Genomic DNA, 14476 nt, shown 5'->3' with positions numbered 1-14476 from the left:
TAACCCCCGAAAATTTCGTCTACTTAGGCAAAAAAGAGTAAAGATTTAGACAGTAGTCCTGCCCGTTTTACCGGAAATGCCGTTTTTTCAGGCAAGTGGCGGCCATGTTGTTCCTTGGAGGGAACCGGTGCGCTGGTCCGGCGTTGGCAATCGACGCTCAGACGAATTTCTCATTTTCGCGTCTCACAGGGGGATTTCCGGATGTTAGTCGGCGCACTCATTACGTTTCTCGTCGTCATTCTCATTCTGTATCTGGTCAACCTGTTGCCGCTCGACGGCCGCGCCAAGCAGATCGTGCGCGTGGTCGTGATCATTCTCGGCGTGATCTCGCTGCTGAAATATATCGCGGTGTTTTAGGGGCCTCGTTTAGGAGGCCGCCATTCGCGCCCTCGACAACAAAAAAGCCCCGGCGACGGCCGGGGCTTTTGCGTGTTGAACGGTGTGTGGCGGTAATCAGCCAGCCGCTTTGGCTTCGCGGCGGCGCGCGGTCAGAATGTATTCGGTGTAGCCGTTGGGTTGCTCGCGGCCCTTGAAGATCAGGTCGCAGGCGGCCTTGAAGGCGACGCCGTCGAAACCCGGCGCCATTGGCCGGTACAGCGCGTCGCCCTTGTTCTGCCCGTCCACCACGATCGCCATCCGCTTCAGCGACTCCATCACCTGAGTTTCCGTGATGACGCCCTGGTGCAGCCAGTTCGCCAGATGCTGGCTCGAGATGCGCAAGGTCGCGCGGTCTTCCATCAGGCCGATATCGTGGATGTCAGGCACCTTGGAGCAGCCGACGCCCTGATCGATCCAGCGCACGACGTAGCCGAGGATGCCCTGGCAGTTATTGTCGATCTCCTGCTTCACGTCGTCGGGCGCCCAGTTCGATTGCGACACCGGAACGGTGAGGATGTCGGACAGTTTGGCGCGCGGGCCGCCCTTGGCCAGTTCCTGCTGGCGCGCCTGCACGTTGACCTGATGATAATGCAGCGCGTGCAGGGTAGCTGCAGTGGGCGAGGGTACCCAAGCGGTGGTGGCGCCGGCCTGCGGATGTGCGACCTTCTGCACCAGCATGTCCGCCATCATGTCGGGCGCCGCCCACATGCCCTTGCCGATCTGGGCATGGCCGGGCAGGCCGTCGATCAGGCCGACATCGACATTCCATTCCTCATAGGCCTTGATCCATGGCTGGGCCTTCATGTCGTTCTTGCGGATCATCGAACCCGCTTCCATCGAGGTGTGAATCTCGTCGCCGGTGCGGTCGAGGAAGCCGGTGTTGATGAAGCAGATGCGCTTCAACGCGTTCTGGATGCAGGCCTTGAGGTTGACCGTGGTGCGGCGCTCCTCGTCCATGATGCCGACCTTCATGGTGTTCTCGGGCAGCGACAGCATCTTCTCGACCCGGCTCAGGGTTTCGCAGGTCAGCGCGACTTCATCGGGGCCGTGCATCTTCGGCTTGACGACGTAGACCGAACCGGTGCGGCTGTTGCGTGTTTTCGAGCCGCCTTTCAGATCGTGAATCGCGAGCAGACCTGCGACGGCGGAGTCCAGCAGTCCTTCGGGAATTTCCTCGCCGGCCTCGTCGAGCACCGCATCGGTGAACATGTGATGGCCGACGACGCGCATCAACAAAAGGCTGCGGCCGTGCAAAGTAAGGTCGTTGCCGTCAGGCGTCTTGTAAGTACGATCGGCGTTGAGCGAACGCGTGAGCGTCTTGCCGCCCTTCTCGAAATCGGCGGACAACGTACCGTTCATCAGGCCGAGCATGTTGTGATAGACCAGCACCTTGTCTTCGGCATCGACCGTCGCAACGCTGTCTTCCAGGTCCAGGATGGTGCTGACGGCCGACTCCAGCACCATGTCGGCGACCCCTGCCGGATCGTCCTTGCCGATGATGTGGCTGCGGTCAATTTTGACTTCGATGTGCATCCCGTTGTCGACCAGGAGGATCACGGTCGGAGCGGCGGGATCGCCCTGATAGCCGGCAAACTTCGTGCTGTCCTTCAGCGCGGTCGCATTGCCGCTCTTCAGCTTGACCGCGAGCTGGCCGGCGATGACGCTGTAGGAGGCCACATCGGTGTGGCTTCCGGTCGCCAGCGGCACGGCGCCATCGAGAAACACCTTGGCCTTGGCGATGACCTTGGCGCCGCGTGCCTTGTTGAAACCTTTGCCAGCCTCGCCGGCTTCGTGCGGGATCGCGTCGGTGCCGTACAGCGCGTCGTAAAGACTGCCCCAGCGCGCGTTGGCGGCGTTCAGCGCGTAGCGCGCATTGGTAAGGGGGACAACCAACTGCGGTCCGCAGATTTTACCGATCTCCTCATCGACATTGGCGGTCTCGACCTTCTGGGTCGCCGGCTCCGGCAGCAGATAGCCGATTTCCTTCAAGAACGCGGTGTAGGCGTTCATGTCGAACGGCTTGCCTTTGTTGGCGCGGTGCCAGCCGTCGATTTTTGTCTGCAGGGTGTCGCGCACCGCGAGCAGCTCACGGTTTTTCGGCGCCAGATCCCGGACGATGGCGGCGAGCCCGGCCCAGAACGCGGCGGGCGAAATGCCGGTTTTGGGGGTCGCCTCCTGGGCGATGAAGTCGAACAGGACGGGGGCGATTTTCAGTCCGTGGGCGTCGATACGGTTCATAGGTGATTTCTCGGGGGATTTTTTGCGGGAAACGGCGATTATCCGCCGTTCCCGGGGGCTAAAACGGCAAAAAGAGCACCGCAAAGGGAAGTTTTCAGCGTTCTTTTAGCGCCAAAGCCGGGGCGATGAGAAGGCCTTTTGGCAGGCCCTTGCTGCCCATATCCGCGGCGGCTGCCGGGCCGGGTCGAGGCTTAAATATTAGCCGCGAGGTCGACGAACTCGTCGAACAGAATGCCCGATCGTACCAGCATCCGCTCGATCTCGTCGGTTGCCTCGGTGACCGACAAAATCGAGGTATCGATCGTCAATTCGCTGGCGGCCGGCGGCTGGTAGTCGTTGCCGATCCCGGTGAACGCATGCAGCGCGCCGGCGCGCGCCTTGGCGTAGTGGCCCTTGGGATCGCGGCTTTCGCAGATCTCGACCGGTGTCGCGATATAGATCTCGCGGAACGCGGTGTCGGCGATGCGACGGGCCGCGGCGCGGTCTTCCGCTGCGGGCGACACCGCGGCGACAATGGCGACGTGCCCATTGCGCGCCAGATGGGCGGCGACTTCGGCGAGCCGGCGAATGTTCTCGGTGCGATCGGCCGGAATAAAGCCGAGATCCTTATTGAGTCCGGCGCGCAGCGTGTCGCCGTCCAGCAATATCGGCGAGCCGCCATTCGCGAACAGCCGGCTTTCCAGTGCGCGCGCCAGTGTCGATTTTCCCGAGCCCGGCAGTCCCGTCATCCAGATCACTGCGCCGGTATGGCGATAGCGCGCGGAACGCTCGTCGGGGCGCAACGCCGATTCCACCGGTACGATATTGACGGGCACGGCGCGCTGTCCGGCATCGGCCGAAAGCACGAGGCCGCCGCCGGCGATGCGGCCATGAACCTCGATCACCAGGCGTCCGGTGCGCGGATTGTCGGTAAAGGGGTCGGCGGCCAGCGCCTGCGCCAGCGAAATGTCGATCTCACCAACGTGATTACGTGCGATCGACTGGGTTTCCATGCTCGAGAGTTCGCCGGGATCGACGGCTTTCTCGATCGAAACCACGGTGGCGCGGGTTTCCTTGGTGCCGAGCCGCACCAGAATGGCGGCGCCGGGCAACAATGGCTGGTCATGCAGCCAGAAAATGCGCGCCCGAATCCGGCGGGTGTCGCGCGGGCCAGAGCCGACATGGGCGATGACGTCGCCACGCTCGATAAATAATTCGCGGTCGAGCGTGATGCCGACCGAGCGGCCAGCGGTCTGAATCTCGTTGACCGGCGTCACCGGCCAGCTCTCGATGCTTTTGATCTTCGCGACCTTGCCCTTGGGCATGACCACGATCTCGTCGCCGGTCGCCAGATGCCCGGACTCGATGCGGCCGGCGACAATGCGGCGGTCGTCGAATTTGTAGATCGCCTGAACCGGCAACCGCAGCGCCAGTTGTTCGAGCGGTCGCGCCGGTTCGAGCGCGTCGAGCGCTTCGACCACGGTCGGCCCAACGTACCAGTCGGTGCGCGGCGTTCGTTCGGCCACGCCGTCGCCGTCGCGCGCCGAAATCGGAATCACCGCGGACGGCGTGACGCCGAGGCCGGTCAGATGCGCGGAAATCTCGTCGCTGATCTCGGCAAAGCGGGCCGCGTTGAAATCGACCCGGTCCATCTTGTTGACGACAACCGCGACCTGCCGGATGCCGAGAAGATGCAGCAGATAGCCGTGGCGCCGGGTCTGGTCGCGCACGCCCTCGAGCGCATCGATGATCAGCACGGCGGCGTCCGCCTGCGAGGCGCCGGTGATCATGTTACGCAGGAATTCGGCATGGCCGGGCGCGTCGATCAGCACCACGTCGCGCGACTTGGTGCGGAACCGGATCTGCGTGGTGTCGATGGTGATGCCCTGATCGCGCTCGGTCTGCAGCGCGTCGAGCAGGAACGACCATTCGAACGGCATGCCTCGCCGCGCGCTGACGGCCTGAAGCATTTCGAGCTTGCCCTCGGGCAGGCTGCCGGTCTCATGCAACAGCCGTCCGACCAGCGTCGATTTGCCGTGGTCGACATGGCCGACAATCACGATGCGAACCTGCGGACGTGTGGTGCCGTTAGGTGTGGAAGACGTCGAAGGCGCAACGGACATGTTCATCGCAGCATTCAGCTCATAGCGGTCAGAGATAGCCAGCGACGCGCAGCCGTTCGAAGGCGTCTTCGGTTTCATGATCGAGCGCGCGCCCGGAACGCTCCGGCACTTTGGTGCGGTCGAGCTCGATGAGGATTTCGTCGATGCTGGACGCGTTTGAAATCACGGGATTGGTGATGTCGGAATCGCCCAGCGAGCGATAGCGCTTGCCGTCCCGGGACAGATACAGCGGGATGATCGGAATATTCTCGCGCTTGGTGTAGGCCCAGATGTCGGCCTCGGTCCAATGCAGGATCGGATGAATGCGCAGATGTGCGCCCGGCGGCGGTGAGGCGTTGAACTGATCCCAGAATTCCGGCGGCTGGTCGCGTACGTCCCATCCGCCTTCGGTGCCGCGCGGTGAGAACACCCGCTCCTTGGCGCGGGTGGCTTCTTCATCGCGGCGGATGCCGGCGATCAAGCCATCGAAGCCGTATTTGGCGAGCGCGAGCTTCAGCCCTTCGGTCTTGCGTGCGGCGGATCGCGCCGCCGGCGGCAAGGTCGGATCGATGGTTTCCAGCGGGGGGCAAGGTTCGATTTTGAGATCGAGCTCCCATTCCTTGCCGTAGCGATCGCGGAATTCATACATCTCCGGAAATTTCTTGCCGGTATCGACATGCATGGCGGGAAACGGCACGCGGCCGAAGAAGGCCTTGCGCGCCAGCCAGATCATCACGTTGGAATCCTTGCCGAGCGACCACAACAGCGCGAGCTTTTTCAGCCGCGCGAAGGCTTCCCGGAAAATGTAGATGCTCTGGGCCTCGAGCGCGTCGAGGTGATCCATCGACGGCGCCTGGGAAGGCGCTTCGAAAGACCCTTGAAGGCGCCCATCAACAGCGTTTTGCATGGCCGGAGATACCACGACCGGACCGGCCTTATGCAACCGGTCATTGGCTTCATCGTTAGCGAGAAGATGCATCTCTGGGCCTTGGCCTTCGGAGGAGAAAATTCTATAGTTGCATTGCAGTAGAGAAACAACAATTTTCTCTTTGCCGGTGCTAAGCGAGGCATATATAGAAAATAATTCCAGTCAACCCCTCAGGTGGGGCAAGCGAGTATCGTATGCGATTTCTGCCGGTATTTCTTGATCTGCAAACCGGGCCGGTGCTGCTGGTGGGCGGCGGCGAACTCGCGCGCGCGAAATTGCGTCTGCTTGTTTCTGCACAGGCGCGGGTGCGCTGGTACGCAACCGACGGTCATCATGATCTCCGCGGACTGGACGCGGCCGACGCCGCGCACATCGAACTCGCCGAGGGCGATCCGTTGAGCGCCGATCTGCACGGCGTGATCGCGATCCTGTGCGCGGGCGCCGGCGAAGTCGGGCCGTTGATGTCAGCGCGGGCCAAGGCGGTCGGCCTGCCCGTCAATGTGATGGACGATCTCACACATTCCACTTTCATTTTTCCGGCCATCGTCGATCGCGGCGATGTCGTGGTCGCGGTTGGTACCGGCGGTGCGTCACCGGTGGTGGCGCGCCGGGTGCGTGAAAGCATCGAGGCGATCCTGCCGGCGCGGATCGGCGATCTCGCCGGGTTTATCGGTCGCTGGCGCAAACCAATTCATGATCGCATCGCGGAGATGCCGCTGCGCCGCCGGTTCTGGGAACGCGTGATCGACGGTCCGATCGGCGCGCTGGTTCTCGCCGGCCGCATCAACGAGGCGGAAACAGCGCTGACGGATATTCGCGATCCCGCTGATTTCGCCGGTGCACTCGCAAATGGCCAGGCCGAGGGCAGGGTGACGCTGGTCGGCGCCGGCCCCGGCGATCCGGATTTGCTCACCGTCAAGGCGTTGCGCGCGCTGCAGGATGCCGACGTCGTGTTTTACGACGAATTGGTGTCGCCGGAAGTTCTCGACCGCGCGCGCCGCGATGCGTCGCGCGTGCCGGTTGGCCGCCGCGTCGGCAAGCCCGGCATCGGCCAGGACGCGATCAATACATTGCTGATCGAGGCCGCCAAATCAGGCCAGCGCGTGGTGCGGCTCAAGGGTGGCGATGGCTTTATCTTCGGCCGTGGCGGCGAGGAAATCGAGGCATTGCGCGAGGCGAATGTTGCCTGTTCGGTTGTGCCGGGCATTACCGCTGCGATGGGCGCGGCCGCTGAATTCGAGGTGCCGCTGACGTTCCGGCACGAGGCGCTGCGCATCACCTTTCTCACTGCGCACAAGGCCACAGATGCCGATGCTGTCGACTGGTCGGTGCTGACGGACGAGAAGATGACCATCGTGGTCTATATGGGCATGACCGCGGCGCCGTCGGTTCGTGATGGCCTGTTGGCCGCAGGACGCTCGCCGCAAACGCCGGTCGGCGTGTTCGCGCGGGTGACGCGGCCGGATTCGAAGGCGGTCACGGGAAGACTGGAAGGCCTGCCCGATCTGGTCGATCAGATCGATGGCGGTCCCGCGCTGCTCATCATTGGCGACGTGGTTGCGCATTCCGCGCCATGGCGCATTCAAAATCTCCGTCAACGAATTGAAAAATTGCTGGAAGCCGCCGAATGACCTCTCCGCTCGAACAGAAGAAAATCAGGATTACCGGCCCCTCGATGGTCACCGCCAACCGCACCTGGGATGGCGTCGTGATCTACCGTACCCCGGATCACGGCTGGTCGGTGAACCTGTCGGATGCGGCAATCGTCCGTACCTCCGACGAGGCTCGCGCGCTGTTGGCTGAATCCGTGGCCGACGACGTCGGCGCGGTCGGCGCCTATATCGCGCCGGTCGAAATCAAGGACGGCGGCAAGATCAGGCCCGGTAATCTGCGCGAACACATCCGGTCGGAAGGCGTCACCATCGATCTTCCGGTTCCGGCGTAAGGCAAAGTTATCATGTACGCATATGACGAGCTCGATCGCACGATCATCAATGAGCGTGTTTCGGAATTTCGCGATCAGGTGAAGCGCCGGCTGTCCGGCGAGCTCACCGAAGACGAATTCAAGATGCTGCGGCTGCAGAACGGCGTCTATCTGCAGCTTCACGCTTATATGTTCCGCGTCGCTATTCCTTATGGCACGTTGTCGTCGAAGCAGTTGCGCCGGCTGGCCCATGTCGCGCGGCGCTACGACCGCGGCTACGGCCATTTCACCACCCGGCAGAACATCCAGTTCAACTGGATCAAGCTCGCCGAATTGCCGGACGCGCTGTCGGACCTCGCCGATGTCGGCATTCATGCGATGCAGACGTCGGGCAATAACACCCGCAACGTCACCTCGGATCAATGGGCCGGTGTCGCGCCGGACGAGATCGAGGATCCGCGCATCTGGTCGGAACTGATCCGCCAATATACCACGCTGCATCCGGAATTCTCGTTCCTGCCGCGCAAGTTCAAATTCGCGATCACCGCTTCGGCCCACGACCGCGCCGCGATCAAGGTGCACGATATCGGCCTTCGCCTGCACAAGAATGCCGAAGGCGAGACCGGATTCGAGGTGCTGGTCGGCGGCGGGCTTGGCCGTACACCGTTTATCGCCAAGACCATCAAGCCGTTCGTGCCCGGCCGCGATCTCCTCAGCTATATCGAGGCGATCCTGCGCGTCTATAACCAGTACGGCCGCCGCGACAATATCTACAAGGCTCGCATCAAGATCCTGGTGCACGAACTCGGCATCGAGAAATTCGCGCAGGAAGTCGAGGATGAGTGGCTGCAGATGCGCGACAGCGCGCTGACGCTGGACGATGAAGTGGTCGAGGATATTCGTTCGCGCTTCAGTTATCCGGTTTACGAAAAACTGCCGCACATGCCGGAAGAGTTGAAGAAGGCCGCGCATGACCCGTATTTCGAAGCCTGGCGCAAGAACTCGGTCGCGCCGCACAAAGTAACGGGCTATGCGATCGTCACGCTGTCGCTGAAGCCGGTGGGCGGACCGCCCGGCGATGCGACCGCCGACCAGATGGATGCGATCGCCGATCTCGCCGACAAATATTCCTTTGGCGAAATTCGCGTCGGCCATGAGCAGAACCTTGCGCTGCCCCATGTCGCCCGTCGCGATCTGCCGGCGCTGTGGCGCGAACTCGACAAGATCGGCGTGGCGACGCCGAACGTCAATCTGGTCTCCGATATCATCGCCTGCCCGGGGCTGGATTATTGCTCGCTGGCCAATGCCCGTTCGATTCCGATCGCGCAGGAATTGACGCGGCGCTTCGCCAATCACGACACGGCGAACCTGATCGGACGGCTGCACGTCAATATCTCCGGCTGCATCAATGCCTGCGGCCATCACCATGTCGGTCATATCGGCATTCTCGGTGTCGAAAAGAACGGCGAGGAATTTTATCAGATCACGATCGGCGGTCGCGCCGACGAGAATGCGGTGGTCGGCACCCTGATCGGACCGGCGGTGCCTTACGGCGAAGTCGCCGACGTGGTCGAGGACATTGTCGAAGCCTATCTGGCGCTGCGCGCCCGTCCCGATGAACTGTTCATCGACACGGTCAAGCGGCTCGGCGTCGAACCTTTCAGGGAGCGGGTCTATGCCACTCGTTAGGAACGGAAAAATCGCCGGCGACGAATTCGTCCATGTGGCCGACGACGCCGAGATTCCCGGCGACGGCGCGATCCTGATTTCGTCGGCGCGTTTTCTGGCCGATGCGGAAACGTTGTCGCGCCGCGCCGGAAAAACCGGCGTGATCTGGCCGAACAACCGCGATGTCGACGATCTCGTGCCATATCTCGACCGCCTCGCGGCGGTGGCCCTGGTATTTCCGATCTTTCGCGACGGCCGCGCCTATAGCCAGGCGCGGCTGCTCCGGGAGCGCCATTCGTACAAGGGCGAGTTGCGCGCAACCGGCCAGGTATTGCGCGACCAGTTCGTGTTCATGCTGCGCGCCGGCTTCGACACCTTTGAGGTGAGAAAGGAAAGTGACGCGGAAGCCTTCGCGCAGACCGCCAAGCGTTATTCGGTGTTCTACCAGCCGACCGGCGATGGCCGCCTCACCGCCCTTCACCGGCGAATGCAGCAGCGCCATTCGGAGAGCGCCGGCCAGTGAACGAACGCGTGCAGGGGGCGTTGGCGGAACGGATGGCGGATACGGTGGATTTACCACCGGCCGACGGATTGGACCGTGCGCTTCGTCACGCGACGCCGGCGGAGGTGATCACGGCGGCCGTGAAGGCGGTCGGCCGTGAGCAACTCGCCGTGGTTTCATCATTCGGTACCGAGTCGGCCGCCTTGCTTAAAGTCGTGGCTGACGTCGATGCTGCTATCCCGGTGATTTTTCTCGATACCGGATGGCTATTCGAGGAGACACTGGCCTATCGCGATACCCTGATTGCGGCGCTTGGTTTGCGCGATGTCCGTTCGATCAAGCCGCTGGATGCGACATTGTTGCACGAAGATCCGGACCGCGAATTGTGGTTCTCTGACCCCGATGCCTGTTGCCGGATCCGGAAGGTTGAGCCGTTGCAAAGGGCGTTGGCGCCGTTTGGCGGCTGGATCAACGGCCGCAAGCGGTTTCAGGGTGGTGCCCGTGCCGCTATCCCGGTGGTCGAGGAGGATGGCGGGAGATTGAAATTCAACCCGTTCGCCAACATCTCGCGCGAGGCCGTTGAGGCGATCTATGTGCAGGCCAACCTGCCGCCGCATCCGCTCAAGGCGTCGGGATATCTGTCGGTCGGCTGCATGCCCTGCACCAGCCGGACCTCGCCCGATGAAGACATGCGGGCCGGACGCTGGCGCGGCCGTCCCAAGACCGAATGCGGCATCCATACCGTCAAGACTTCGTAGGACAATGATGCTGCGGCGTTACGAACAACGAAATCCGGTTTCGTTGACTTAAAATCGCATCAATCCGAGTGATGTCCACTGGCCCGTCGGTGACGATCCCGTCATCGAGCCGAATGGAGACCGACATGATACGCCGTATTCTGCCTGTTGTTGCCGGACTGTTCTGGGTGGGTTCGGCATTTGCCGCCGACGTGACGCTGCTCAACGTGTCCTACGATCCGACCCGCGAACTCTACGGGGATTTCAACAAGGCTTTCGCGGCGGCTTATCAGAAGGAAACCGGCAAGAGCGTTGAGATCAAGCAGTCGCATGGCGGCTCCGGCTCGCAGGCCCGTGCCGTCATCGACGGCCTGCAGGCCGATGTGGTGACGCTGGCGCTGGCCTATGATGTCGATGCCATTGCGGCCAAAGGGCTGTTATCGGCGGATTGGCAGAAGCGCCTGCCGCTGAACGCCTCGCCTTACACGTCGACCATTGTGTTTCTGGTTCGCAAGGGCAATCCCAAAGGCATCAAGGATTGGGACGATCTGATCAAGCCGGGCGTCGATGTGATCACGCCGAACCCAAAGACGTCGGGCGGCGCGCGCTGGAATTACCTCGCTGCCTGGGGCTACGCCTTGAAGAAATACGGCTCTGCCGACAAGGCGAAACAATTCGTCGGCGATATCTACAAGAACGTGCCGGTGCTGGATACGGGCGCGCGGGGTTCGACGGTGACCTTTGTCGAGCGCGGCGTCGGCGACGTGCTGCTGGCGTGGGAGAACGAGGCATTTCTCGCCCAGCGCGAATTCGGCAAGGACAAGTTCGAGATCGTGTCGCCGCCGCTGTCCATCCTGGCGGAGCCGCCGCTGTCCATCGTCGATGCCGTTGCGGATAAAAAGGGATCGCGCGCGGTCGCGGAAGCCTATCTGCGGTATTGGTACACCAAGGACGGTCAGGAAATTGCCGCACGCAACTCCTATCGTCCGCGCGATCCGGAGATCGCGAAGCAATATGAAAGCTCGTTCGCGAAGGTCGAACTGTTCACCATCGATGACGTGTTCGGCGGCTGGGCCAAGGCCCAGAAGGAACACTTCAGCGAAGGCGGCGTGTTCGACCAGATCTACAAGAATTGACATCATTGCCGGGAGGCAGGGGGCGTTGTGAGCGGAAGCACGGGACGACGCAGCACCTTGCCGGGGTTCGGTCTCACCATGGGCCTGACCCTGACCTGGCTCTCCGTCATCATCCTGATTCCGCTCGCGGGCCTGTTCCTCAAGACGCTTGAACTCAGCCCGGACCAGTTCTGGGATATCCTTTCCAGCCGCCGCACGCTCAACGCCCTGAAGATTTCGTTCGGGCTCGCCTTCGCTGCTGCGTTGGTCAATTTGGTGATGGGAACGGTCATCGTCTGGGCGCTGGTGCGATATCGTTTTCCGGGCCGCCGAATATTCGATGCCATCGTCGATATTCCCTTTGCATTGCCGACGGCGGTGGCCGGCATCGCCTTGACGTCGCTGTTCGCGCAAAAAGGCTGGCTCGGTGCGCCGCTGGCCGAACTCGGTATCAAGGTGGCGTTTACGCCAACCGGAATTTTCATCGCGATGATCTTCATCGGCATCCCCTTCGTGGTGCGGACGGTTCAGCCCGTATTGATCGATCTCGACGTCGAGATCGAGGAAGCCGCCGCCAGCCTCGGCGCCAGCCGCTTGAACACGGTGTTCCGGGTGATCCTGCCGAGCCTGATCCCGGCGCTGCTGACAGGCTTTGCGCTGGCCTTCGCGCGGGCCGTCGGCGAGTACGGCTCGGTGATCTTCATCGCCGGCAATCTGCCCAACGTATCCGAAATCGCGCCGCTCCTGATCGTGATCCGGCTGTCGGAATTTCGGTATGCGGACGCCACTGCGATCGCGGTCGTCATGCTGGTAGCGTCATTCCTGATCATCTTTGCAGTCAATCGCATCCAGCGCTGGGCGCAGATGCGCATTCCCGCGCATTGAGGATTGACCAGATGAGCGAGCTACAAATCTCTCCAGGTTCTGTCCGGGACGACCTGCGCACCGAACCCCGGCTGGTGCGCGGCATCATCATCGCGATCGCGCTGATTTTTCTCACGGTGTTCGTCGTGCTGCCGCTGGTCGTGGTGTTCGCGCAGGCTTTTTCCAGGGGCATCGGCGCCTATGTTGCAGCGCTTTCCGATCCGGAGGCGCTGTCGGCGATCAGGCTGACGCTGTGCGTCGCCGCGATTTCCGTCAGCCTCAATCTCGTGTTCGGTCTGGTCGCGGCCTGGGCGATCGCCAAATTCGATTTTCGTGGTAAGACCTTCCTGATCTCGCTGATCGATCTGCCATTTTCAGTCAGCCCGGTGATATCGGGTCTGGTGTTTGTGCTGCTGTTCGGTGCGCAGGGCTACTGGGGTCCCTGGCTGCAAAGCCATAATGTCCACGTGTTGTTCGCGGTGCCGGGCATCGCGCTGGCGACCATCTTCGTGACGTTTCCTTTTGTCGCGCGGGCGTTGATCCCGCTGATGCAGGAACAGGGCACGCAGGAGGAAGAGGCCGCGATTTCGCTCGGCGCTTCGGGTCTGCAGACCTTCTTCCGCGTCACTTTGCCGAATATCAAATGGGGCGTGCTGTATGGTGTGCTGCTGAGCAACGCGCGCGCGATGGGTGAATTCGGCGCGGTGTCGGTGGTCTCGGGGCATATCCGCGGCGAGACCAATACCATGCCGCTGCTGGTCGAGATTCTCTATAATGAATATCAATTCGTATCGTCGTTCGCGATCGCATCGCTGTTGGCGCTGTTGGCGCTGATCACGCTGGTGGCGAAAACCATTCTTGAACGGCATCTGGACGAAGGGCAACTTCCGCGTGGCGATTGAAGTCAAGAACATTGTAAAGCGGTTCGGCGCCTTTGCCGCGCTCGACGGCGTCGATCTCAAGGCCGCCAACGGCGAGTTGCTGGCGCTGCTCGGGCCGTCAGGCTCGGGCAAGACCACATTGCTGCGGATCATCGCGGGGCTGGACTGGCCCGATGCCGGCGAGGTGTCGTTCGATGGCGAGAACGCGCTCGCCCACGGTGCGGGCGAGCGCCATGTCGGATTCGTGTTTCAGCACTACGCGCTGTTTCGTCATATGACCGTGTTCGAAAACGTCGCGTTCGGTCTGAGGGTGCAGCCGCGCGCGATACGCAAGGACGAAACCGGCATCCGGCGCCGGGTCAAGGAATTGCTGGACCTGGTGCAACTTGACTGGCTGGCCGATCGCTATCCAAGCCAATTGTCCGGCGGCCAGCGCCAGCGCATTGCCCTGGCGCGTGCGCTGGCGATCGAGCCACGCATTCTGTTGCTTGACGAACCGTTCGGCGCGCTCGACGCCAAGGTGCGCAAGGAATTGCGGCAATGGCTGCGCTCGCTGCACCAGGAGATCAATGTCACCTCGATCTTCGTCACCCACGATCAGGAAGAAGCGCTCGAGGTCGCCAATCGCGTGGTGGTGATGGACAAGGGTCGTATCGAGCAGATCGGGACGCCCGGCGATGTCTATGACAATCCCGCCACCGCCTTCGTGCACAGTTTCATCGGCGAGTCGATCGTGCTGCCGGTGGAGGTATGCGATGGCTGTGTGCGGCTCGGCGGCCGGGCGCTCAATATCGCCGCGAACGGGCTTGCTTCCGGCCCATCGAAATTATTCGTCCGCCGTCATGACATGCAGGTTGGCCCGGCCGGCAGCGGCGCGCTCGAAGGCGCGGTCCGGCATGTGCGCACCTTCGGCCCGATCCAGCGCGCCGAAGTCGCTCTGTCCGGCGGCGAGAGCGTGATCGAGATCGACGCGCCCCGGGACCGGGAACTCAAGGCCGGCGATATCGTCGGGCTGCAGCCCCGCCGCTACCGGATATTCGCCGCCACCGAGTAGCCGGGAAACATCGCCCCGGGCGCTGTTCGGATGAGTTAAAAAAACGCCGTTCACCATTCAGCCACGGTTGGTATGCAACAACTGCCGGTTAGAGCCATAGCGGTTC

Annotated in this window: 13 protein-coding genes; 10 read left to right on the top strand and 3 right to left on the bottom strand. The window is 62.2% G+C overall.

Annotated features, from left to right (window positions below):
• Positions 1-201: 201 nt before the first annotated feature.
• Positions 202-357: a Thivi_2564 family membrane protein gene (locus tag HB676_RS25850; protein WP_213741297.1), complete on the top strand. Its 156-nt coding sequence runs from the start codon at positions 202-204 to the stop codon at positions 355-357.
• A 96-nt stretch (positions 358-453) separates the two neighbouring features.
• Here the strand turns inward: HB676_RS25850 and HB676_RS25845 are convergent, their stop codons facing one another.
• The 3 genes from HB676_RS25845 to cysD all read right to left on the bottom strand — a co-directional run bounded on the left by HB676_RS25845 (position 454) and on the right by cysD (position 5541).
• Positions 454-2616, bottom strand: a complete 2163-nt coding sequence (locus HB676_RS25845; RefSeq protein WP_213741296.1) for a malate synthase G — start codon at positions 2614-2616, stop codon at positions 454-456.
• Positions 2617-2807: 191 nt separating this feature from the next.
• On the bottom strand, positions 2808-4724 hold the full coding sequence (gene cysC, locus HB676_RS25840; protein ID WP_213741295.1) for an adenylyl-sulfate kinase: 1917 nt from the start codon (positions 4722-4724) through the stop codon (positions 2808-2810).
• A gap of 22 nt (positions 4725-4746) precedes the next feature.
• Complete coding sequence (cysD, locus tag HB676_RS25835) at positions 4747-5541, bottom strand: sulfate adenylyltransferase subunit CysD (RefSeq protein WP_213741294.1); 795 nt, start codon at positions 5539-5541, stop codon at positions 4747-4749.
• A gap of 278 nt (positions 5542-5819) precedes the next feature.
• On the opposite strand from cysD, the gene cysG reads away from it, so the two are divergent.
• From cysG to HB676_RS25790, 9 genes are all read left to right on the top strand, one after another.
• Entirely contained in the window at positions 5820-7256 is a 1437-nt protein-coding gene (gene cysG, locus HB676_RS25830; RefSeq protein ID WP_213741293.1) for a siroheme synthase CysG, read from the top strand.
• A complete protein-coding gene (locus HB676_RS25825) occupies positions 7253-7570 on the top strand; it encodes a DUF2849 domain-containing protein (protein WP_213741292.1) in 318 nt (105 codons plus the stop codon). Before cysG ends, HB676_RS25825 begins: the two co-directional genes overlap by 4 nt.
• Before the next feature lie 12 nt (positions 7571-7582).
• Positions 7583-9238 (top strand): nitrite/sulfite reductase, encoded by a 1656-nt coding sequence (locus tag HB676_RS25820; RefSeq protein WP_213741291.1) that lies wholly within the window; start codon positions 7583-7585, stop codon positions 9236-9238.
• Positions 9225-9740, top strand: a complete 516-nt coding sequence (locus HB676_RS25815) for a DUF934 domain-containing protein (protein WP_213741290.1) — start codon at positions 9225-9227, stop codon at positions 9738-9740. The genes HB676_RS25820 and HB676_RS25815 overlap by 14 nt, the downstream gene beginning before the upstream one ends.
• Before the next feature lie 32 nt (positions 9741-9772).
• Positions 9773-10477, top strand: a complete 705-nt coding sequence (locus tag HB676_RS25810) for a phosphoadenylyl-sulfate reductase (RefSeq protein WP_213741388.1) — start codon at positions 9773-9775, stop codon at positions 10475-10477.
• 113 nt (positions 10478-10590) lie between these two features.
• Positions 10591-11592 (top strand): sulfate ABC transporter substrate-binding protein, encoded by a 1002-nt coding sequence (locus HB676_RS25805; RefSeq protein ID WP_213741387.1) that lies wholly within the window; start codon positions 10591-10593, stop codon positions 11590-11592.
• Positions 11593-11619: 27 nt separating this feature from the next.
• A complete protein-coding gene (cysT, locus tag HB676_RS25800) occupies positions 11620-12456 on the top strand; it encodes a sulfate ABC transporter permease subunit CysT (RefSeq protein ID WP_346347425.1) in 837 nt (278 codons plus the stop codon).
• 11 nt (positions 12457-12467) lie between these two features.
• On the top strand, positions 12468-13337 hold the full coding sequence (gene cysW / locus HB676_RS25795; RefSeq protein WP_213741289.1) for a sulfate ABC transporter permease subunit CysW: 870 nt from the start codon (positions 12468-12470) through the stop codon (positions 13335-13337).
• Positions 13327-14370: a TOBE-like domain-containing protein gene (locus tag HB676_RS25790; protein WP_213741385.1), complete on the top strand. Its 1044-nt coding sequence runs from the start codon at positions 13327-13329 to the stop codon at positions 14368-14370. Before cysW ends, HB676_RS25790 begins: the two co-directional genes overlap by 11 nt.
• The last annotated feature ends 106 nt before the right edge of the window (positions 14371-14476 follow it).

The organism is Bradyrhizobium sp. dw_411 (assembly GCF_018449695.1).
Classification (GTDB): Bacteria; Pseudomonadota; Alphaproteobacteria; order Rhizobiales; family Xanthobacteraceae; genus Bradyrhizobium.
The sequence above is the reverse complement of the archived record's forward strand: the minus strand, read 5'-3'. Positions and strand labels throughout refer to the sequence as shown.

What these genes read in the sequence shown, in the direction of transcription:
- HB676_RS25850 (WP_213741297.1), top strand. Translation starts at nt 202, where the DNA reads ATGTTAGTCGGCGCACTCATTACGTTTCTCGTCGTCATTCTCATTCTG.
- HB676_RS25845 (WP_213741296.1), bottom strand. Translation starts at nt 2,616, where the DNA reads ATGAACCGTATCGACGCCCACGGACTGAAAATCGCCCCCGTCCTGTTC.
- cysC (WP_213741295.1), bottom strand. Translation starts at nt 4,724, where the DNA reads ATGAACATGTCCGTTGCGCCTTCGACGTCTTCCACACCTAACGGCACC.
- cysD (WP_213741294.1), bottom strand. Translation starts at nt 5,541, where the DNA reads ATGGATCACCTCGACGCGCTCGAGGCCCAGAGCATCTACATTTTCCGG.
- cysG (WP_213741293.1), top strand. Translation starts at nt 5,820, where the DNA reads ATGCGATTTCTGCCGGTATTTCTTGATCTGCAAACCGGGCCGGTGCTG.
- HB676_RS25825 (WP_213741292.1), top strand. Translation starts at nt 7,253, where the DNA reads ATGACCTCTCCGCTCGAACAGAAGAAAATCAGGATTACCGGCCCCTCG.
- HB676_RS25820 (WP_213741291.1), top strand. Translation starts at nt 7,583, where the DNA reads ATGTACGCATATGACGAGCTCGATCGCACGATCATCAATGAGCGTGTT.
- HB676_RS25815 (WP_213741290.1), top strand. Translation starts at nt 9,225, where the DNA reads ATGCCACTCGTTAGGAACGGAAAAATCGCCGGCGACGAATTCGTCCAT.
- HB676_RS25810 (WP_213741388.1), top strand. Translation starts at nt 9,773, where the DNA reads ATGGCGGATACGGTGGATTTACCACCGGCCGACGGATTGGACCGTGCG.
- HB676_RS25805 (WP_213741387.1), top strand. Translation starts at nt 10,591, where the DNA reads ATGGAGACCGACATGATACGCCGTATTCTGCCTGTTGTTGCCGGACTG.
- cysW (WP_213741289.1), top strand. Translation starts at nt 12,468, where the DNA reads ATGAGCGAGCTACAAATCTCTCCAGGTTCTGTCCGGGACGACCTGCGC.